Origin of the sequence: Shewanella sp. SW1, assembly GCF_025653545.1 — a bacterium.
Taxonomy (GTDB): Bacteria; Pseudomonadota; Gammaproteobacteria; order Enterobacterales; family Shewanellaceae; genus Shewanella; species Shewanella oncorhynchi.
Genome location: NZ_JAKKSG010000014.1, coordinates 53,711 through 73,764 on the forward strand (window position 1 = coordinate 53,711; position 20,054 = coordinate 73,764).

Consider the following 20,054-nt stretch of genomic DNA (forward strand, 5'->3'; position numbering starts at 1 on the left):
GAGCTGCCTATCCTGCTAAACATGATTTAACTCAACATATGATTAGAACGGTCACTGAAGACTGTTACTCAAAATCGTCCTGCTTCATGCGACTAAGCAATGCAAAAGTAGAATGAGCGCTTTAGAAACCTTAGCTAACATCTCCTTTAGTCCTAAAAAAAGTAGTTGATCCCCACTGCGAAGCTGTTGTCTTCCTGTGCTTCGAGTGCAGGATCATCCATATCACTGAAATCTAGCTTCATCTCGGCAAACATCACAGTGTCGTTACTGTAGCGATAATGCAGCCCCAGCATGGCAAATTGGCGAGTCCATTGACCTTGAATAGGCGTAGCTGCATCTGTGTCTAAATCTAAATAACTGAGTACAACCATGGGCACAAAACCGTTGTCGAATTGATAGGCCGTCATCAACTCGGCACCTGTGGCGTCGTAGAGATCGCCGTTGACCAGTTCATTATTTTTACTTTTGTGAGCGTTAAAGCCCACATAGAGACCGTTGGCCTCACGTCCTTCGGCATAGTGATAGTAGTCACCATACATGGCACCAATGCCGACAATTTCATTGGTTTCATCGACTTGGGTATTGCCTAAGTGGCCTTCAAAATCGCCGCGGTTAAAACCTGCGAGTAGCTTAAATTTATCGGTTACCGCATAAGTGATACTGGCGCCGTAGCTGCTGTCAAAACTCAGTTCTGAGTTGGTCATCTCGCTACCGTCATCGTTTTTTAGGCTGACATCACCATTGGTTTTGGCGGCATATTGCAGGGCGATTTGTACTGGGCCTAAATTATTACGGTAAATGAAGGCGGAATCGGCACGGCCTGTACCTGTGAGGCTGCCATCACCGAAGGTGTAAGCGCCAACGCTGTAACCTGCAAATACGTTCGGTAAATCTGTAGTGCCTGCGACATCGTAGTAGGCGCCCCATTGTTTACCGAAACTCAGGTTGCCCCATGTATCATGGGACATGCCAACATAACCTAAGCGGTTATAGAGAAAATCATCGGTTTTTTCGGCGGCGAGTTTGCCCCCTTGCATCACTAGCCCATCGTCGCTGGAGACCATGTTGATCCCCCATTCTGTGGTAGCAAAAGCGGTCCAACCATTTTTCTCGCTGCGTTCGAAGCTGAATCTTAGGCGTGACGAGTCGTCGATAACTGAAGTATCGTGGCTGTCATTTAATGCTGCAAACCCTAACCAACCGGTTAAATCTAAGGTGTTTTTTTGATCTTTATAGAGTTCAACCGCCTGACTGCTGGTGGCCGTTAATAGCATAGGTAACACTAAAGCGAGACAAGTCTTATTCATAAATCCCCCGATAATGAGCAAGTATTCTCCAGGGGATCATAGGCTTGGCCTATGATCCCTGAGTTATCGTTAGTCTTGATGTGGATGTTGGTATTAATTGTTTCCGATCATGCGTTAGCCGTATTTAGGCTGGACGTGTGTCGGCAACAGGCGCTTGGTTTGAGATCACGCCGAAAATAGTCCAACCGAAGAAGGTGGCTATGGCGCCAAGCATCACTGCGGTTTCGCCAGAGCTGTACAGAGCGTAGAAGCTATATAACGCACCGATTACGGCGATCACGTTGGCAACGCGGGCTTTATTGATAGGCACTTTTTGCTGTCTTTGCATTATGCCAAGCGCGGCCATAGATAAGATATAAGGCACAATGTTGGTGACGACGGCGAGGTTAACGAGTGCTTCGAACTGCTTACTCAGTGATGGGCTAATGGTCATCAGCGATAATGCTGTTTGGATCGAGACGATAATAGTCATGCCCCAAATTGGCGCATCGGCTTTGCTGACTTTAGAGAAAATTTTCGGAAAAAATCCTTCATCGGCAGAGGCTTTAAACACTTGGGCAATAGTGAACTGCCAACCTAAGAGTGATCCAGTACAGGAGATAATGGCGCAGGCCATCACGATTTTACCAACTACTGGATTAAACATTTGTGCGAAGGCTAAGCCGAATGGCGCATTTGACATGGCAAGCTCGGCATTTGGCACAATACCAGCAATGACGTTAGTGGAGACAATATAAATCACTGCAGCACCTAAGGTACCGCCCATCACGGCGATAGGTACGTTTTTTTCTGGGTTATCGACGGCTTCTGAGTTTGCACAGGCCGATTCTAAACCGAGGAACGCCCACAAAGTCATAGCGATAGAACCGCCTAACGCTTTGAAGAATGGCATATCATGCGGGTTCCATGCGCCTTTATAGAGGTCGATGTCAAACCAGAACCAACCAATTAAAGATACGCCAATCACTGGCAGAATAATCCCCCACACAGTCACGCTACTGACGCGACCCGTGATGCGGGCACCACCGAAGTTAGCAATGGTTGCCAACCAAAGTACGCCAATGGTCGCAAGACAAATTGCCATCGGGCTTAAGTTAACTTCCAGCAACACGGCAGCGTAACCCACGGCAGAGATGGCAATCGCGACGTTGGCGATTAACAGCGAGACGGCATAGGTGTAGTTGGCCATAAAGTTGCCAGAACGGCCGAAGGCATACTCGGCATAACCGCCCATACCACCGGATTTTTTACTGAACATACCGCACTTAGCAAAAGCGAAGGCGAGGGCTGTTGACCCTGCTGCTGTTACTAACCAAGATAAAATGGAGATAGTACCGACTTGAGCTAATTGGGTTGGCAGCATAATAATGCCCGAACCCATCATGTTGACTATGGTGATAATAGTTAATTGGACGACGCCAATTTTATTTTCTGATTTACTCATACTAATAACCTAATTTAGGTGACTTATTATAGGAGGCATGAATTTGACTGCAGAGTGGGGTTAATAAACTCTGCAGTCAGTCTTCATTATTTATTTAGTACATAGCCCATTGCTTGAATTTTGCCGTCTGCGGTATTTTCGAGATATACACCTTGCAGTTCTGGTGAGAATCCAGGCAATAGGTTGATGCCTTCTTCAAGGGCAAGGAAATAACGCTGAACAGAACCGCCCCATATTTCACCTGGCACCATACATAACACGCCTGGTGGGTAAGGGAGTGCGCCTTCTGCTGCAATTCTTCCTTCAATTTGCGAGAGTGGGACTAATTCTACTTTGCCACGAATAAACTCTAGGTTTGCTTCCTGCGGGTCCATCACTTTTGTAGGGAAATGCGCTTTACGGAACATTTCTTTCTGCAGTTGTTTTACGTCATGGCTGACATAAAGATTGTGCATTTCTTGACAGAGTTGACGGATAGAATAGTCTTTATAACGGGCTTTATTGGCGTTATAAACGTTAGGTAATACTTCAGATAATGGCGCATCTTCATCGACTAATTTCTCGAAACGAGATATTTGTGATACCAGATGTTGCATCTTGGCCATATCTTCCGCAGGTGTCATTAGGAATAAAATCGAATTCAAGTCGCACTTCTCTGGAATAATATTATTTTCCCGTAAGAAGTTAGCCAGAATAGTCGCTGGAATACCAAATTCGGTATATTTGCCTGTTTCAGCATCGATGCCCGGTGTTGTTAATAAGAACTTACAAGGGTCAACAAAGTATTGGCCTTTTTCATAACCTTCGAAGGAGTGCCATTTCTGACCAGGTTCGAATTCGAAGAAACGTAAGTCATCGGCCATTTGTTCGGTTTCATAGTCTTGCCATAGGCGGCCGTCGATCATTGTTGGCACGAATGGCTTGATATATTTACACTTTTTGAGCAATAGCTTACGTGCTTCGATACCCGCTTTTACCGCTTCGCGCCACAGATAACGACCGCTTGCGCCTTCATGCATTTTCGCGTTTACATCTAGCGCCGCAAATAAAGGATAGAAGGGACTGGTAGAGGCATGCATCATAAAGGCGTTGTTGAAGCGTTTATGGTTGCAATATCTATCTTGGCCTTTGATATGTTTATCTTTTTTATGGATTTGCGAGGTTTGTGAGAAACCCGCCTGCTGTTTATGTACCGACTGAGTCACGATAATGCCTGGATCTTCAGCAGTCAGTTCGAGCAAGAGTGGTGAGCAGTCATTCATCATAGGGATGAACTGTTCATAACCCACCCAAGCAGAGTCAAATAAGACATAGTCACAAAGATGACCAATTTTATCAATCACTTGGCGAGCATTGTAAATGGTGCCGTCATAGGTGCCGAGTTGGATTATCGCCAAGCGGAACGGGCGTTTTTCATCGGCTCTTTCTGGCGCGACTTCACGAATTTGCTCTCTTAAATAGGACTCTTGGAAACAGTGGGCATCAATGCCACCAATAAATCCGAAGGGATTACGTGCCGTTTCTAAATAAACAGGTGTAGCACCTGCTTGAATTAATGCGCCATGGTGGTTTGATTTGTGGTTATTGCGGTCGAATAACACTAGGTCGCCTTTCGCTAACAGCGCATTAGTCGCGACTTTATTTGATGACGAAGTGCCGTTAAGTACGAAATAGGTTTTATCGGCATTAAAAACTTTGGCAGCGTATTTCTGTGCTTCCAGTGGAGCGCCTTCATGGATCAGTAAATCACCCAGTTTCACGTCGGCATTACACATATCCGCGCGGAAAATTGTTTCGCCAAAAAAGTCGAAGAATTGGCGGCCCACAGGGTGTTTACGGAAGAATTGTCCGCCTTGGTGACCAGGACAGGCAAAGGTAGAGTTACCCATTTCGACGTATTTTTTTAACGTACCGAAGAAAGGTGGCAATAGCGCTTGTTCATATTTACTTATTGCAGTCTCAACCTGTTTTCCGTAGAAGTCAGTGTTATCACCGCAGAGTTCAAATACCCCTGTAATCGATGAGCAAACATCATCAGGGAAGGTTTCTTCACAGCAAACTGAAACGAAAATGGGCAGTTTCAATCCGGTGTTTTTAATCTTTTCAACAATACCATTTCTAACATCATCAACAGAGACGACAGCCGCGCCCACATCGCAAAAATCTGTGGTTAATACATTGACAACTTCTCTGTCGATATCGAAACAAGATCTAACAGATAAGCTAGCGGCTACTTTTAATGATTTCATAGTTAATTTCCCTTTTACTTTATAAAAAATAGATACAAGTGTGCCTATACCTAATTAAAAACATTAATGGTATGAAAATTAGATATAGCTATTCCGTGCGCAGATTAAATGTGGTTATGCCAAAGTTACGAAATAAATATAAGTAGAAATATATTTATTGAGCGTATGAATAGCTTAGCCGCAGTAAAACTGCACTGATAAAAGAATGCTTTGATTAAGGTGTTAGATAATAAACCAAATGAAAACAGTACGATAAGTGTTTGCGCCTATTAGAGCAATAGCACTTTAGACCTGTTAATTGGCCTACTACCTACGCTAAGGTTAGCGGAGGAAGATAAAGGAGTGATCGAAATAGTCACGTTGACTAGGCATCATGATATGCCGTGTGCGCCTGATATGCGCCATAATTTTAGATTTCCTCTTCATATACGACTCCATTATGACTTAGAGAAAATGGTTAGGTTTTTATTACGTAATGAAGTTTATATGCGAGTTATAAATAAAATCATGACCTATGTCTTATTTTTAAATAATTAGCACGTCAATTTAACTTAATTTATCGATATTAAATGGAGTCAATCATGCTTAAGTATCTTTATCTAAATTATGAAAGTAAATATTGTCAGCATTATTTAAATAATATTATTTGCATAAAATATCTTATTTCAAATATCTAATCTTAATTTAAAGGCTGCTGTAATCATCATTCCGATTTATACCGCATTCCATATTTGAATTGTTATGCAGATATTTTCGTTACAAAATCATCTTCCTGCTTTAAAAATGCAAAAATGATAACTTTTTTATCACATTTGAGCATTTGGGGCAGAAAGTTGTCGTTTTAGGGCAGATGTTATTTTTTTGATTGACGTAAAGTGAGTCAGGTCGAACATGAATAGGAGATAGACATGAATAAAGGGTGGTTAGGGGCGAGTTTAGTGCTTGGGTTATTCGTTGGGCAGGCAAGTGCTATGACATTAACGAGCAAAGATATGAGCGAGGGCAATAAACTGACATCGCAATTAGTGTTTAATGGCTTTGGTTGCCAAGGGGAAAATATTTCGCCGCAACTGACTTGGACTGAGGTGCCCACAGGAACTAAAGCATTTGCAGTGACAGCTTATGATCCTGATGTGCCAACGGGCAGCGGTTGGTGGCACTGGGCCCTATATAACTTACCCTTAGCGCAAACTTCGCTCGCACAAGGTGCGGGCTCGCATGTTGATGCACTGCCCAAAGGCGCCATTGCCTTGAAGAACGATTTTGGCACTACAAATTTTGGTGGCGCATGCCCGCCCCAAGGTCATGGTGTTCACAGGTACGAATTTACTGTGTGGGCATTACCCAGTGCTTTAGAATTGCCAAAGGATGCTAGCCCTGCCTTATTGGGCTTTATGCTCAGGGCACAAGCGCTCGGCAACGCCAAGTTGACTGCGGTATATAATCGATAATCCATTGATAATTAGGCTGGTGTCATGATCCGTATGTTTGAATATGATTCGAAGCAGGCACAATCTTTATCTCAAGTCCCTGTACATCAGCCGTCGATTATTCGGGTTATCTATGGTGAAAAGTCTCTGCTCTGGCAAGATGAATCTGTTTTAGTAGGCCAAGGGCAGTTACTGTTAATTCCTGCTGGTTCGCATATTAGCTTTGTTAATCGACCTTTTCTTGGGCGTTATCGGGCGGTGCAGTTATTACTCCCCCACGATTTACCCCAAGGCATTTTATCAAGTGCTACCGATTGGCGTGACCCTATGCCAGTCCAAAACATATCACGCGCTGTGGACTTAGCTTGGAATGCGCTATTACAGAGTTTGACCTTGTCTCTGGCCGATCCTGTTCAACTACATTATTTGGCCGCGTTACTGTTAAGTTTGCCGGATAAACGCAGTGTGAACTGGTTGTATGGACACACCCAACGCAGCGTGACTCAAGCGGCCTTGGCCTTGATGAGTGTGAGTCCTTCGGCGTCATGGCAGCAGGAGGATATTGCCGACAAGTTACACATGAGCACGGCAAGCCTTAGGCGTAAATTGGCCTTAGAAGACACCAGTTTTAGGCAGTTACTGGTAGAAGTGCGGCTTTGCCATGGTTTAGCCATGTTGCAAAATTCGAGCGAGCCAGTATTACAAGTGGCTTTGGCCTGTGGTTATCAATCTGCGGAAAAGTTTTCCTTACGTTTTAAGCAACAATTTGGCCTGACCCCTGCGGCTTATCGTCGTACACTGTGAAGTGGCATGGGTGTATACCCAAACAACTTTAGGGTATTGGAGAAATATGATGGCGGATGAGCAATTTACTGACAGCGGATTTTGGAACAAGATCAAACTCTTTAGCCGTCAAGCAGGTAGAGAGGTCATCGAGCGGGCACTATGGCTTTATTATGCAGCGCAACAACCCAATACGCCTAAGTGGGCTAAGTCAGTCATCTACGGTGCGTTAGCGTATTTTATTTTGCCTTTAGATGCGATTCCCGATCTGACTCCTTTAGTTGGCTTTACCGATGATTTAGGTGCTCTTGCCGCTGCCCTGACTATGGTGACCTTATATATCGATGATGAAGTGAAATCCCTTGCGGCGGATAAACTCGCACTGTGGTTTGGAGATAAGCCGAGCGAACCTAAGACTTAAGCCTATTGCGAACGCAATCGCCTAAGTGATGCAAAATTGTGCTAAAAATATGATTTCATTAGGAGTCGTTGATTTGGTTTTGACTGAGATTTTCTGGGGTAAAAATATTTTTTTGCAAATGTTTCACTATTGCTTGATTGCGCTATATGCTAGCGCTGTTTTGTAAACCCCTTGTGTTTGTTTAGGCAGATAAATGAAAAATATTATGGTAGTGATCCTATGGCTTTTAGGTGTCTCTGCCGCTACCCCCGCGTTTGCCGATGAGGCCTCTCCGGAACAACTCGCCCGTCTTTACCTCGATTTTATGGCACAGAATAGTCGCCAGAGCGAAGCTTTATGGCCCGGTTTTCGCCTTGAAGATAAAGTACACCTCTTTAGTTATGGTGGTAATGTCTGGCTTCGACAGCCCGGTGGCGAAATAATCCAAGATAACAGTGTGTTAGAGTCGGTCAATCTGCACTCTGGTCTATCGGTGAGTTTCGGCTTTCCACAATATAATGGCCAGCCAGGCGTATTGATCCAGCTCGAAGTGCCGAACATCCAATTTACTCGCGACACTAAGCCAACGGATTTAGCTTTTTTAATCTGGGCGAGCAATGGCTTGCATGAAGCCTTCCATTTTTATGCCCAATCCGAATGGCGAGTATTAGAAGACGGTAAGCGTTATGAGGGCGAGGTCTTTCCGCTCAACTTCGATGCTCGCTATTATCGTTTACAGTTATTTGATGCCTTAATGGCGGCGCTGGCACAACCCGAGCAACAGTCATTACACCTTAGCTATGCAGCCTATTGGTTGCAGCAATGGCGCCAAATTGCGCCGAATGAAGATAAAGTTGGTTACATCAATGATCTCGTTGAAGGCAGCGCTAAGTATGTGGAATTGGTCGCTGGTGCGCGTGTATTGAGTCAAAATCAAACTTTACTTGGTTATCAGCAAATACTGACAAAATATGTGTATGACTATTATCAACAGCAGAAGATGTGGGTTGGTTGGACGGCTGAGGCGGCAAATATTGGCGCTCTGGCGGGCATATTGTTGGATAGCACTCAAGACCCTTATGTATGGAAAGAGTCGGTCATGTCGGGTATGTTGCCTGTGGATTTACTACTGAACCGCGTAAAGCCAGTATCCCCGCTAGACAAGAAAGACACTAAACAGAAGAAACAGCTGCAGGAGATGTTAGCGTATTACCCCGCAACTCAAGCAAAATTGTCTCAGTTGTTGTTGAATGTGCAGGATCCGAAAGTGCCGTTATTGGTTATGCCGAGCGTGAGCGATAGCAGCAGTTTTATTGATGTGGGTGACGTACGTTCTGGCTTTTATGTGGTGCCCTATCAAGAGGAAATGACTCAAGCTTATTTAGGGATGAGCGCGCAATTTAGTAACTTGTCAGTGAGTGGCAGTCCATTACTCGATGTTCCGGTACAAAATTTTTGTGAGGGCATTGAGGCGGCAACTCTGTTACCTTTAGCATTCCCCTTTCAGCGTGAGGGTCAGTATCTGGTATTCAACGAAGCGGAAGTCCATGGAACTATTAGGGTTTCTGCGAGTGTTGTTGATGGAAGAACCCTCTACTGTGCGATGAATTAATAATGAGAAAAAATCAGCTCGAATTTACCTACATGCGTGGCATTGCGATTATTTTTATCGTGCTTGGCCACAGTATTTACAACTCTGGTGAAGGTTTCCCGCTGTTGCTGGAAAATCTATTGCGTGGTGGCACGGCGTTATTTGTGTTTATCTCGGGATACTTTTTCCACCGCATTTTTTATAAGGATTTCGACTACAGCAAGTTTATGAAGAACAAAGTACAAAACGTACTTTATCCTTTTTTAGTTGTGTCATTGATTGGTCTATTTTGTTTGTGTTTGCGCTGGATATTTATGGAGCATCAGCCGCTCGATAATGTCTTGCTGAGTATTTTTTATACTGTGCGTAACGGTTATATTCTGTATCCGCACTGGTACATTCCCTTCATCATGGCGGTGTTTTTATTCTCGCCGATTTTTTTATGGTTTATCCGTTGCTCGCAGCAGATGCGTTGGACACTATTTGTACTGAGCTGTGTGGTAGCAATCCTATTGCATAGACCTATAGGTAACGTCAATTTCATCCACTCAGTTGTGTATTTTGTACCTTTCTACTTGATTGGTATTTTATATTCGCAAGATGAACATATTGTGACGCGCTTTGGCTCTATTTTCACCGCACTAGCGATGATTTTTTTAGTGGTGAGCTTAGTCGAACAAACTTACATAGTGCAGCATATTGGTAATTATCATAAGGCACCGTTTGAGTATAACGGTATCGATTGGCAGTTTATTCAGAAACTTTGTTTATGTGTATTAGTACTGAATTTCTGTGAATGGTTGTCGGGACGAAGTCGTTTGCCTTGGTTAGTCGAAGTCGCTGAGATGAGTTTTGCAATTTTCTTTATTCATCCACTCTTCGATATGCTATTTAACACGGCTGCAACCGTAATGCGTTTCCGCTTCCCACCAGATTCTGCTGTGACTAGCGTGCTCTTTTCCGCTGGGATTTTCATTTTCATGATGGTAGGCAGTATTATGACGGCTCGCTTTATCAAAAAGCGTCTGGGTAATCGATCGCGTACTTATATCGGCTGGTAATCACTTTGGTTTATCATCACTAACACTAGGTGAAATTCAGTTTGAATTTATTTCCTAGTGTTAGGGTGTTTTCCATCTAAAAAAGTGGAGAACATAATGAATCCCAACATTACCCTACCGAGCCTCGGGCTCATCAGTTTGTCTTTTATCGCGTTGCCATCCATCGCCGCTCAAGTTGAGTCGCTATCCACCAAGACGCAGAATACTTTTTTCGCACAAATCGCGGCCCATTGTGGCCAAGCCTTTGCGGGAAAAGTGGTATCGGGTGACAGTGCCGATTCAGCCTTTAGCGGTAAGTCGTTAATTATGCACGTGCGTGAATGTAGCGACACTGAGCTTAAGATCCCGTTCCATGTGGGTGATGACCACTCGCGTACTTGGGTGCTGACTAAAACGCAGCAAGGACTTAAGTTGAAGCACGACCATCGCCATCAGGATGGAAGTGAAGATGCTGTGACCATGTATGGCGGCGACACTATGAATGATGGGACAGTACAGAAACAATCATTTCCAATTGATAGGGAATCTATCGATAACTTCGTTAAGAATGGGCTAACCCAGTCGATCACGAATGTGTGGCACATGGAAATTACGCCAACAACGTTTAGCTATCAACTTACGCGCGAAAACCGCGATTTCAAAGTCGATTTTGATCTTACCCAGCCAGTAGCATTACCGCCCAAACCTTGGGGACACGACTAGTGTTGTTATCAAGCTAGCTCAAAATTGTGTTCATCACCTGCTTATGTTGCCCGTTTATGTGGATAACGACACTACACGGGCTCAGCCTTGCATTAAACTCAGTCAACTCATTGTTTCCTAAGCAGATTCAGTGAGCAGAACTTTTATGGCTGTTTAAATATTGGACGATATGCTGGGTTTCAGGCATAAATAGCACTATAAGCTTGTTCAGAGCCTTTATCATGGTGTAAGTCTCTCCCACCTGAGCGTTATCATTTCGCATCCTCAGCGTACCACCTCGCAGATACTTTATCCTGTACATGGCGTCTTCATCAATCCAGAAGGTGGGTGAATACTTTTAGTGTTTAATCTATATTTCTTTTTGATTTACTCGGGTTGATAGCTCTGAAGCGCTTTCTTTGCGTTCGCTATATCGGTTCGTGAGGAAATCAACATTGCCCCTCAGGAGTAAAGTGAATTTCATCAATTCCTCCATAACATCAACTACGCGATCGTAGTAAGGCGAAGGTTTCATTCGGCCTGCCTCGTCAAACTCTAACCAAGCTTTTGCGATTGAAGACTGGTTGGGTATGGTGAACATGCGCATCCATCGTCCCAATATACGCATTTGGTTTAGTGTGTTGAAGGACTGTGAACCACCACTCACCTGCATTATTGCTAATGTCTTACCTTGTGAAGGCCGGACAGCACCTTCAGCCAAAGGGATCCAATCGATTTGGGCTTTCATAATACTGGTCATCGCACCGTGGCGTTCTGGTGAACACCACACCATACCTTCGCACCAACGTACCATTTCTCTTAGTTCCATGACTTTGGGATGACTGTCAGGCGCATCATCAGGAAGTGGAAGTCCAGAAGGGTTAAAAATACGCACCTCTGCGCCCATGTGTGTTAATAGTCGAGCGGCTTCTTCCGTCGTCAGTCGGCTATAGGAGCGTTCTCGTACTGAGCCATAAAGCATCAGTATTCTAGGCGGATGGGTTAGAGGAGTTAGATTAAAACAGTCCATATCCATGTTATTAACCATTAATTCTTGTTTGAGTGCTGGCATATCGTGGTTTAGTGGTTTCATGTGCGAACTCTTTGTCCCTGTTCATTAATGATGATTTCGCCATCTTCTTTGGTGAAAGGGCCTTGTTGTGCTTTGGTCAAAATATCAAGCACTGTCTCAGACGGGCGACAGAGTTTTGTGCCTCGCGGCGTAACGACGATAGGACGGTTAATTAAAATGGGATAAGTCAGCATAAAGTTAACCAGTTCTTCATCAGTAAATGTGTCTTCAGAAAGTCCTAGTCGTTCAAATGGTTCAACATTGTTGCGTAACAATGAACGCACAGAGATTTTCATCTCATTAATTAACTTAAGTAATTCATCGCGGGAGGGCGGCGTTTCTAAGTAGTGGATGATTTGGGGTTCGACTCCACTATTACGGATCAATGCTAAAGTGTTGCGCGATGTGCCACAGGCTGGATTGTGGTAAATCTTAATGCTGTCATCAATCATATTAGTCATAACATGTCTCTGATAAATAATCGCTTATAAATTTATCCATAGGCACTAAACAGATGCTCTAGTGCCCATGGACGAAGATTAGAAGGAGAGGCGCAGCGCCAGTGCCGCTAGGGTGACAAATAGCACAGGTAGCGTCATCACTATGCCGACGCGGAAATAATAACCCCAGGTAATATTGATATTTTTCTGCGCCAGTACATGCAGCCATAGCAGGGTTGCTAAACTGCCGATGGGGGTGATTTTAGGACCCAAATCGCTACCAATCACGTTAGCGTAAATCATGGCTTCTTTAATCACGCCGGTCGCATTGCTACCGTCTATCGAGAGGGCGCCAATTAACACCGTTGGCATGTTGTTCATGAGGGACGATAAAAACGCGACCAAGAAGCCCGTGCCCATAGTGGCAGCCCAAAGCCCTTGTTCTGCCAAGCTATTTAATACGCTCGATAGGTAATCGGTTAAGCCTGCGTTGCGAAGACCATAAACAACCAAATACATGCCGAGTGAAAAGATCACTATCTGCCATGGCGCGCCGCGCAGTACCTTAGTGGTATCTATGGCTTGGCCTTTTTTCGCGACAACAAACAGGATCAGGGCACCCACGGCAGCCACTAAACTCACGGGCACACCGAGCGGTTCTAAGCCAAAAAAGCCCACCAAGAGTAAGACTAATACGCCCCAACCGGTTTTAAAGGTGTTGAGGTCGCGAATGGCGGCCTTAGGTTCGCGTAGTTTTTGCAAGTCGTAGGTCGCGGGAATATCTTTGCGGAAAAACAGATGCAGCATGACTAAGGTGGCACTAATAGCAGCAATATCGACAGGCACCATCACAGAGGCGTATTCGTTAAAACCTATGTTGAAGAAGTCCGCTGAAACAATATTGACTAGGTTAGAGACAATTAACGGCAAACTTGCGGTATCGGCAATAAAACCCGCCGCCATTACAAAGGCTAAGGTTGCTCCGGCGCTAAAGCCCAGAGCCAGTAACATAGCAATCACTATGGGGGTGAGGATCAGCGCCGCGCCATCATTGGCAAACAATGCGGCAACAGTCGCGCCGAGTAATACTATGTAAGTAAAGAGTAAACGGCCACGACCTTTGCCCCAACGGGCCACATGCAGCGCGGCCCATTCGAAAAATCCCGACTCATCCAATAATAAACTGATGATGATCACGGCAATAAAGGTGGCGGTCGCATTCCAGACAATATTCCATACCACAGGAATATCCCCTAAGTGCACCACACCCAGTAGTAGGGCCAATACGGCGCCCAAGGTAGCACTCCAACCTATGCCTAACCCCTTAGGTTGCCAAATTACTAACACTATGGTGAGAACAAAAATTGCCCCAGCTAACCACATACAAGCTCCTAAAAGGGCAGAGACTGTCTACCCGTAATCATAAAATAATGCCCTCACCTAACGATATTGTCGGTGGGTCTGAATGATTTTTTATATGTGAATTTTCGTATATATCTTAGTATTGAACACTATACTCAAGCACCATTTTGACTAATGCATGAAACTTAAGGTGATCTTATATACGGATATTTACATATATGAAAATTCGTATATATTGTACAAGGTCTTTCCAAAAGATCCATAGCCATGAAAAATGAGTGTTGTTTCTTACCGCTCACAGCTTGCTGTTTGAATGAACCTTTAGGAAAGTTAACAAAAGGATCAAAATGTTTCTATTAGTTCAGTCTAAGGGCATCAATGATTAATCCAACCCAGTTTTTTAAATGTTTAGCCGATGAAACCCGCTTGCGTTGCATGATGTTGATCCAGCAAGAGGGGGAGCTCTGTGTCTGTGAATTGACCGAGGCATTGCAAGAGACCCAGCCTAAGATTTCGCGACATTTGGCCCAATTACGTAAATGCGGTTTATTAGTTGATCGCCGTCAGGGGCAATGGATTTTCTATCGTATCAATAATGACTTACCCGAATGGAGTCAGTTAGTGTTGAGTGAAGTTACCAACCAAAACACTGTATTCCTTGAAGAAAATATGCGTAATTTGTGCAAGATGGGCGGGCGTCCTGACCGTGCTAAAGCTTGCTGCTAGAAGACTAGCAGCAAAAATTTAACCTCAAATATACGTTTTTTCATATGTTTGCGTGTCTAAAGTTTTGCTTAATATTAAGGTGGCGTAACAATGCTGCAAATATTTTCAGATTTAGCAAGCTGGTTAACTTTTGATTTGATGGGTTTAGAGCCCAATACTAAGCTCGCCGACGCCATCCATTTTTTTATTGAAGATACCACTAAGATTTTTGCGCTCCTGTTGCTGATGATTTATGGCATCGCTTTGGTGCGGGCCTCGCTCAATGTCGAGCGGGTTCGGGATTACTTGGCGGGTAAAAATCGTTTTGTCGGTTACTTTATGGGATCGGGTTTTGGCGCTGTTACCCCATTCTGCTCATGTTCGAGTATTCCGGTTTTTTTAGGTTTCACTTCCGCGGGGATCCCCGTTGGGATCACTATGGCATTTCTGATCACTTCGCCGTTAATTAATGAAGTCGCCGTTCTGTTGCTTGTGAGTCTGTTGGGCTGGAAGTTTACTGTGATATACGTGCTGGTCGGCATGTCAGTGGGTATGTTGGCGGGGGCATTTTTGGACACGATCCGCGCTGAGCGTTGGCTGCAGTCCTTTGCCGCCAAAGCACTCGAGCAAGGAAAGGCACAAGCAAGTCACGATAATAGCGAGGGTATGACATCAACATCCATGACGTTAACGGAACGGCATGAATTTGCGAAAGGCGAGACCCTAGAGATTTTTGGCCGAGTGTGGAAATGGGTCATTATTGGGGTTGGGCTTGGCGCCGCACTCCATGGATTTGTGCCTGACGGTTGGATCGAAGCCCACTTAGGCGATGGTCAATGGTGGTCGGTTCCTGCGGCGGTATTGATTGGTATTCCTCTGTATTCCAATGCGACTGGGGTTATTCCTATCATGGAGAGCCTTATCACTAATGGCTTGCCCGTAGGGACGACATTGGCATTTTGTATGTCTACGGTTGCCGCCAGTTTTCCCGAGTTCATTTTGCTCAAGCAGGTGATGCAATGGCGTTTGCTGGCCATCGTTTTTGCTATTTTATTGATTTCATTCACCTTAATCGGTTGGATCTTTAACGCTATAGGTCCCATTCTGTGAGAATTATAAAAATGTTAAATATCAAAGTATTAGGTAGTGGATGCGCTAAATACACTAAAACCGCTGAGATTATTACCGCCATTGCCAACGAGAAGGGCATTAGCGCGGCTATATCGAACAGATAACGCTTTAATCTTAAAAAAATAATATAAAACACCTAATATAAAACTGAGTGTGAAGGATGCAGGTATGACAATCAAAATCGGGATAAATGGCTTTGGCCGTATGGGACGTTTAGCATTGCGCGCTGCTTGGAGCTGGGAAGAGGTTGAGTTTGTGCAGATTAATGATCCCGCAGGGGATGCGGCGACCTTAGCCCATTTGCTGACATTCGACTCTGTGCATGGTCGCTGGCAGTACGAAGCCAATGCCGATGGTGATGACATCATTATCGATGGCAAGCGTATTCGCTGTACTCGCAATAAAACCATCGGGGAAACCGATTGGTTCGGCTGTGATGTGGTGATTGAAGCTTCGGGTAAGATGAAAACCAAAGAAGTGCTACAAGCTTATTTAGATCAAGGTGTTAAACGTGTTGTGGTCACAGCGCCCGTTAAAGAAGAGGGCGTGTTAAACGTTGTCATGGGGGTGAATCATCAACTCTATGACAAAGCTATTCATCCTATTGTAACCGCGGCCTCCTGTACCACTAACTGTTTGGCGCCAATCGTCAAAGTGATCCACGAAAACCTCGGCATAGTACATGGTTCCATGACAACCATTCATGATATTACCAACACTCAAACTATTTTAGATGCACCGCATAAAGATCTCCGCCGTGCGCGGGCCTGTGGTTTAAGCCTAATCCCCACGACAACGGGCTCGGCGACGGCCATTACCCATATTTTCCCTGAACTCAAAGGTAAGCTTAACGGCCATGCCGTGCGGGTGCCGCTTGCGAATGCCTCATTAACCGATTGCGTGTTTGAGGTGAGTCGCCCAACAACGGAGGCTGAGGTCAATCGCCTGTTAAAGGCTGCGGCAGATGGACCGCTAAAAGGCATTTTAGGTTATGAGGAACGTCCATTAGTCTCGGTCGATTACAAAACCGATCCGCGTTCGAGCATTATCGATGCGCTATCGACCATGATTATCAATGGCACTCAGGTCAAACTCTACGCTTGGTATGACAACGAGTGGGGTTATGCCAATCGTACCGTCGAACTGGCTCGCATGGTCGGTCTGATGGATAAGGCATAAGTTTTATGGCTAAGCTGACAGGGTTCTTGTCTAACATATCACCCGAGATCCGCCAGTATTTGGTAGTCACAGGCAACTATTGGGCATTCACGCTCACCGATGGCGCATTACGTATGTTAGTGGTGCTCCATTTCCATGGATTAGGTTATAGCCCGCTGCAAATTGCCATGCTATTCCTTTTCTATGAAATCTTTGGGGTGGTCACTAACTTAGTCGGCGGCTGGCTCGGGGCGCGTTTAGGCTTAAATAAGACCATGAATGTGGGCCTATTTATGCAGATTGTCGCCCTTAGCATGCTGCTTGTGCCTAGCGGTATGCTGACGGTTGCTTGGGTGATGGCGGCGCAGGCCTTGTCGGGTATTGCTAAAGATCTCAATAAAATGAGCGCTAAAAGCAGTATCAAGTTGTTGGTGCCCAATGATGCTCAGGGTGAGCTGTATAAGTGGGTTGCCATGCTCACTGGCTCCAAAAATGCGCTAAAGGGCGCGGGGTTCTTCTTGGGCGGTGCCTTGCTGACCCTGTTTGGATTCCAGCTGGCCGTGTTAGGTATGGCAATTGTCCTATTGCTGGTGTGGATTTTTAGTCTGTTAAGTTTGCAGCGCGATTTAGGTAAAGCCAAAAACAAACCTAAGTTCACGGAAATTTTCTCTAAGAGTCCGGCGGTAAACACGCTTTCTGCCGCACGCATGTTTTTATTTGGTGCGCGGGATGTGTGGTTTGTGGTGGCTTTACCCGTTTATTTGGCCTCAACCTTTGGTTGGGATCATTGGTATGTCGGCGGTTTTCTCGCACTCTGGGTGATAGGTTATGGCATAGTGCAAGGCTTCGCACCTCGCTTGACGGGGACAAAGTCGGCGAGCCAAAACAAGGTTCCCGATGGACGTAGCGCCTTAGGTTGGGCGGCGATATTGAGCATAGTGCCGGCAGGCATTGCGCTGGCGATAAGTTATGACTTCCATGCTGCGAATATACTGATTTGGGGATTGATGCTGTTTGGCGCCTTATTCGCGATCAACTCTTCATTACACAGCTATCTTATCGTCAGTTATGCGGATGAAGATGGCGTATCGTTAGATGTGGGTTTTTACTACATGGCTAATGCTATGGGGCGTTTGATCGGGACTGTGTTGTCTGGCTGGGTGTATCAAGTGTATGGCATGGCGGCTTGTCTGTGGATATCGGCGGCATTTATTGCGTTAGCGGCGCTTATCTCAATCAAACTGCCTCGGCATAAAGCGATATCAGATGGTGCTTAATACTTACCTAAGCTATCCCTGAGTTGTTGCGGTTTTTTTTATTCAATGCCCGCCAAAGTATGGCGGGTATTTTAATCACTCTGATGTTAACTGAAGTTTTTTGATTTTGAGCAAACAACTCTCTATACTCCGGCCTGTTTTATACACGTCATTATGTCGCTATTCCCAATAGCACAACTATTTTTAATGCAGTCAAATTTGAGTTGGCTCATATAAGTGAGGTTATTTTTCGGTGATGAGCATTAAGCCGCATTAGTTTAATCCTTTCTTCTTGGATCGTTAAGATCCGTCCTTATTAGCTACCGACTCGGTAGTTGTTTTGCTGTACCCCATAATCCAATTGCAGTTCGTCACCTTGACGCATAAGTACCTTATTGGCTATGCGCTGACATTTGAGTCAAGTGTTGATATTAGCTATTGGAAGATATGATTAAATTTCAATCAGAGTGAGTGACATGATACAAACCATGAAAAAAGAGTGGTTCTCCAATATACGCGGAGATCTGTTAGCCGGTATTGTGGTTGCACTGGCGTTAGTCCCTGAGGCGATTGCCTTTTCTATTATTGCAGGCGTCGATCCTAAAGTCGGCCTGTATGCTTCATTCTGTATCGCAGTGGTCATCGCGTTTACAGGTGGTCGTCCTGGTATGATCTCTGCCGCAACGGGTGCTATGGCGTTGTTGATGGTGAGCTTAGTGAAGGAACACGGCCTCGAGTATTTACTCGCGGCGACCCTATTAACTGGTGTGCTGCAAATTGCCGCGGGTTACTTAAAGCTAGGAAGCTTGATGCGTTTCGTCTCCCGTTCTGTGGTGACGGGCTTTGTGAATGCACTGGCGATTCTGATCTTTATGGCCCAGTTGCCCGAGCTGACTAATGTTACTTGGCATGTGTATGCGATGACGATTGCAGGCCTTGGTATTATCTATTTATTCCCACTTATCCCTGTGATCGGTAAATCCGTACCTTCGCCTCTCGTGTGTATTGTCGGATTAACACTTTTTGCGGTTTATATGGGGTTAGATATTCGTACTGTCGGTGACATGGGGCAACTACCTGATACTTTGCCTATTTTCCTCTGGCCTGAAGTGCCATTGACCCTTGAAACTCTGATGATCATCTTCCCTTATTCGGCCGGCCTTGCCGTGGTGGGTTTGCTGGAATCTATGATGACTGCCACCATAGTCGATGATTTAACCGATACCCAAAGCGATAAGAATCGCGAGTGTAAGGGCCAAGGTATTGCCAATATCGGCGCGGGTTTAATGGGCGGTATGGCTGGTTGCGCTATGATTGGTCAGTCGATCATCAACGTTAAATCGGGTGGTCGCGGACGGTTATCGACCTTTTCAGCGGGGGTATTTCTACTCATATTGATTGTATTCCTCGGCGAATGGTTAAAGCTCATCCCTATGGCGGCACTGGTTGCCGTGATGATCATGGTGTCTATCGGTACTTTCTCTTGGGATTCAATTCGTAATCTTAAGCATCATCCAATATCAACCAATCTTGTGATGGTGGCGACCGTTGCTGTGGTGGTCGCTACCCATAACTTAGCTATGGGAGTATTTGTGGGGGTATTACTCGCGTCCCTGTTTTTTGCTAATAAAGTGGGCCGTTTTATGGTGGTTAAGAGTGTAACGGCTGCTGCTGACGCAGGTCGCCATTATCAAGTTATTGGGCAAGTCTTTTTTGCCTCGGTAGATAAGTTCAGTAATTCATTTGATTTTAGGGAAGTGGTTGATAAGGTGACTATCGACTTATCTCAAGCGCATTTCTGGGATATTACTGCGGTATCGGCCCTAGACAAGGTAGTGATTAAATTCCGTCGCGAGGGAACTGAAGTGGAGTTGATTGGCCTTAACCAAGCCAGTGCAACCATAGTCGATAAATTTGGGGTGCACGATAAGCCTGAAGACGTTGAAAACATGATGTCTGGTCACTAAGCCTTTAGCAACACAGT

At 45.0% G+C, this 20,054-nt stretch carries 18 protein-coding genes and 1 pseudogene; 11 read left to right on the top strand and 8 right to left on the bottom strand.

Translation table 11 applies throughout. The features are described 5' to 3' along the window. Positions 1-152: 152 nt before the first annotated feature. From L5M71_RS13660 to speFL, 4 genes are all read right to left on the bottom strand, one after another. Positions 153-1,307 carry a porin gene (locus L5M71_RS13660; protein WP_263147622.1) on the bottom strand — a complete coding sequence of 385 codons (1,155 nt, stop codon included), beginning with the start codon at positions 1,305-1,307 and terminating at the stop codon, positions 153-155. A 124-nt stretch (positions 1,308-1,431) separates the two neighbouring features. Further along, entirely contained in the window at positions 1,432-2,751 is a 1,320-nt protein-coding gene (gene potE / locus L5M71_RS13665) for a putrescine-ornithine antiporter (RefSeq protein WP_105250509.1), read from the bottom strand. 86 nt (positions 2,752-2,837) lie between these two features. Further along, entirely contained in the window at positions 2,838-5,000 is a 2,163-nt protein-coding gene (gene speF / locus L5M71_RS13670) for an ornithine decarboxylase SpeF (protein WP_105250508.1), read from the bottom strand. A gap of 321 nt (positions 5,001-5,321) precedes the next feature. Then, entirely contained in the window at positions 5,322-5,438 is a 117-nt protein-coding gene (speFL, locus tag L5M71_RS23145; RefSeq protein ID WP_100199882.1) for a leader peptide SpeFL, read from the bottom strand. 470 nt (positions 5,439-5,908) lie between these two features. Here speFL and L5M71_RS13675 point away from each other — a divergent pair, with 470 nt between their 5' ends. The 6 genes from L5M71_RS13675 (at position 5,909) to L5M71_RS13700 (ending at position 10,967) form a co-directional block, all read left to right on the top strand. Further along, positions 5,909-6,451 carry a YbhB/YbcL family Raf kinase inhibitor-like protein gene (locus L5M71_RS13675; RefSeq protein WP_263207508.1) on the top strand — a complete coding sequence of 181 codons (543 nt, stop codon included), beginning with the start codon at positions 5,909-5,911 and terminating at the stop codon, positions 6,449-6,451. 24 nt (positions 6,452-6,475) lie between these two features. After that, positions 6,476-7,234, top strand: coding sequence for a helix-turn-helix transcriptional regulator (locus L5M71_RS13680; protein WP_113941435.1), 759 nt, complete (start codon positions 6,476-6,478; stop codon positions 7,232-7,234). Positions 7,235-7,283: 49 nt separating this feature from the next. Beyond that, complete coding sequence (locus tag L5M71_RS13685; RefSeq protein ID WP_113941434.1) at positions 7,284-7,634, top strand: YkvA family protein; 351 nt, start codon at positions 7,284-7,286, stop codon at positions 7,632-7,634. Positions 7,635-7,827: 193 nt separating this feature from the next. After that, a complete protein-coding gene (locus tag L5M71_RS13690; RefSeq protein ID WP_219254197.1) occupies positions 7,828-9,225 on the top strand; it encodes a hypothetical protein in 1,398 nt (465 codons plus the stop codon). A gap of 2 nt (positions 9,226-9,227) precedes the next feature. Next, complete coding sequence (locus L5M71_RS13695) at positions 9,228-10,265, top strand: acyltransferase family protein (RefSeq protein ID WP_212600605.1); 1,038 nt, start codon at positions 9,228-9,230, stop codon at positions 10,263-10,265. A 96-nt stretch (positions 10,266-10,361) separates the two neighbouring features. Next, complete coding sequence (locus tag L5M71_RS13700; protein ID WP_198573238.1) at positions 10,362-10,967, top strand: hypothetical protein; 606 nt, start codon at positions 10,362-10,364, stop codon at positions 10,965-10,967. 127 nt (positions 10,968-11,094) lie between these two features. Here the strand turns inward: L5M71_RS13700 and L5M71_RS13705 are convergent. The 4 genes and pseudogenes from L5M71_RS13705 to L5M71_RS13720 form a co-directional block, all read right to left on the bottom strand. Beyond that, a pseudogene (locus L5M71_RS13705) lies at positions 11,095-11,283 on the bottom strand (hypothetical protein); the annotation flags it as partial. A gap of 33 nt (positions 11,284-11,316) precedes the next feature. Beyond that, positions 11,317-12,039, bottom strand: a complete 723-nt coding sequence (gene arsH, locus L5M71_RS13710; RefSeq protein ID WP_311981122.1) for an arsenical resistance protein ArsH — start codon at positions 12,037-12,039, stop codon at positions 11,317-11,319. After that, entirely contained in the window at positions 12,036-12,470 is a 435-nt protein-coding gene (arsC, locus tag L5M71_RS13715; RefSeq protein ID WP_198573266.1) for a glutaredoxin-dependent arsenate reductase, read from the bottom strand. Before arsC ends, arsH begins: the two co-directional genes overlap by 4 nt. Before the next feature lie 87 nt (positions 12,471-12,557). Next, a complete protein-coding gene (locus L5M71_RS13720) occupies positions 12,558-13,841 on the bottom strand; it encodes an arsenic transporter (protein WP_263168391.1) in 1,284 nt (427 codons plus the stop codon). Between the two features lie 357 nt (positions 13,842-14,198). Between L5M71_RS13720 and L5M71_RS13725 the strand changes: the two genes are divergently transcribed. The 5 genes from L5M71_RS13725 to L5M71_RS13745 all read left to right on the top strand — a co-directional run bounded on the left by L5M71_RS13725 (position 14,199) and on the right by L5M71_RS13745 (position 20,037). After that, a complete protein-coding gene (locus tag L5M71_RS13725) occupies positions 14,199-14,546 on the top strand; it encodes a metalloregulator ArsR/SmtB family transcription factor (RefSeq protein ID WP_105250495.1) in 348 nt (115 codons plus the stop codon). Positions 14,547-14,636: 90 nt separating this feature from the next. Continuing rightward, positions 14,637-15,635 carry a permease gene (locus tag L5M71_RS13730; protein ID WP_263168392.1) on the top strand — a complete coding sequence of 333 codons (999 nt, stop codon included), beginning with the start codon at positions 14,637-14,639 and terminating at the stop codon, positions 15,633-15,635. A gap of 189 nt (positions 15,636-15,824) precedes the next feature. Further along, entirely contained in the window at positions 15,825-16,835 is a 1,011-nt protein-coding gene (locus L5M71_RS13735; protein WP_263207510.1) for an ArsJ-associated glyceraldehyde-3-phosphate dehydrogenase, read from the top strand. Positions 16,836-16,840: 5 nt separating this feature from the next. After that, the gene (arsJ, locus tag L5M71_RS13740) at positions 16,841-18,091 is read left to right on the top strand and encodes an organoarsenical effux MFS transporter ArsJ (RefSeq protein ID WP_263207513.1); all 1,251 of its coding nucleotides are present in this window, start codon (positions 16,841-16,843) and stop codon (positions 18,089-18,091) included. A gap of 455 nt (positions 18,092-18,546) precedes the next feature. Next, positions 18,547-20,037, top strand: a complete 1,491-nt coding sequence (locus tag L5M71_RS13745; protein ID WP_263207515.1) for a SulP family inorganic anion transporter — start codon at positions 18,547-18,549, stop codon at positions 20,035-20,037. Positions 20,038-20,054: the final 17 nt, after the last annotated feature.

Bases quoted from the DNA above. Each gene is read 5' to 3' on its own strand.
- L5M71_RS13660 (WP_263147622.1), bottom strand. From the start codon at position 1,307: ATGAATAAGACTTGTCTCGCTTTAGTGTTACCTATGCTATTAACGGCC.
- potE (WP_105250509.1), bottom strand. From the start codon at position 2,751: ATGAGTAAATCAGAAAATAAAATTGGCGTCGTCCAATTAACTATTATC.
- speF (WP_105250508.1), bottom strand. From the start codon at position 5,000: ATGAAATCATTAAAAGTAGCCGCTAGCTTATCTGTTAGATCTTGTTTC.
- speFL (WP_100199882.1), bottom strand. From the start codon at position 5,438: ATGGAGTCGTATATGAAGAGGAAATCTAAAATTATGGCGCATATCAGG.
- L5M71_RS13675 (WP_263207508.1), top strand. From the start codon at position 5,909: ATGAATAAAGGGTGGTTAGGGGCGAGTTTAGTGCTTGGGTTATTCGTT.
- L5M71_RS13680 (WP_113941435.1), top strand. From the start codon at position 6,476: ATGATCCGTATGTTTGAATATGATTCGAAGCAGGCACAATCTTTATCT.
- L5M71_RS13685 (WP_113941434.1), top strand. From the start codon at position 7,284: ATGGCGGATGAGCAATTTACTGACAGCGGATTTTGGAACAAGATCAAA.
- L5M71_RS13690 (WP_219254197.1), top strand. From the start codon at position 7,828: ATGAAAAATATTATGGTAGTGATCCTATGGCTTTTAGGTGTCTCTGCC.
- L5M71_RS13695 (WP_212600605.1), top strand. From the start codon at position 9,228: ATGAGAAAAAATCAGCTCGAATTTACCTACATGCGTGGCATTGCGATT.
- L5M71_RS13700 (WP_198573238.1), top strand. From the start codon at position 10,362: ATGAATCCCAACATTACCCTACCGAGCCTCGGGCTCATCAGTTTGTCT.
- arsH (WP_311981122.1), bottom strand. From the start codon at position 12,039: ATGAAACCACTAAACCACGATATGCCAGCACTCAAACAAGAATTAATG.
- arsC (WP_198573266.1), bottom strand. From the start codon at position 12,470: ATGATTGATGACAGCATTAAGATTTACCACAATCCAGCCTGTGGCACA.
- L5M71_RS13720 (WP_263168391.1), bottom strand. From the start codon at position 13,841: ATGTGGTTAGCTGGGGCAATTTTTGTTCTCACCATAGTGTTAGTAATT.
- L5M71_RS13725 (WP_105250495.1), top strand. From the start codon at position 14,199: ATGATTAATCCAACCCAGTTTTTTAAATGTTTAGCCGATGAAACCCGC.
- L5M71_RS13730 (WP_263168392.1), top strand. From the start codon at position 14,637: ATGCTGCAAATATTTTCAGATTTAGCAAGCTGGTTAACTTTTGATTTG.
- L5M71_RS13735 (WP_263207510.1), top strand. From the start codon at position 15,825: ATGACAATCAAAATCGGGATAAATGGCTTTGGCCGTATGGGACGTTTA.
- arsJ (WP_263207513.1), top strand. From the start codon at position 16,841: ATGGCTAAGCTGACAGGGTTCTTGTCTAACATATCACCCGAGATCCGC.
- L5M71_RS13745 (WP_263207515.1), top strand. From the start codon at position 18,547: ATGATACAAACCATGAAAAAAGAGTGGTTCTCCAATATACGCGGAGAT.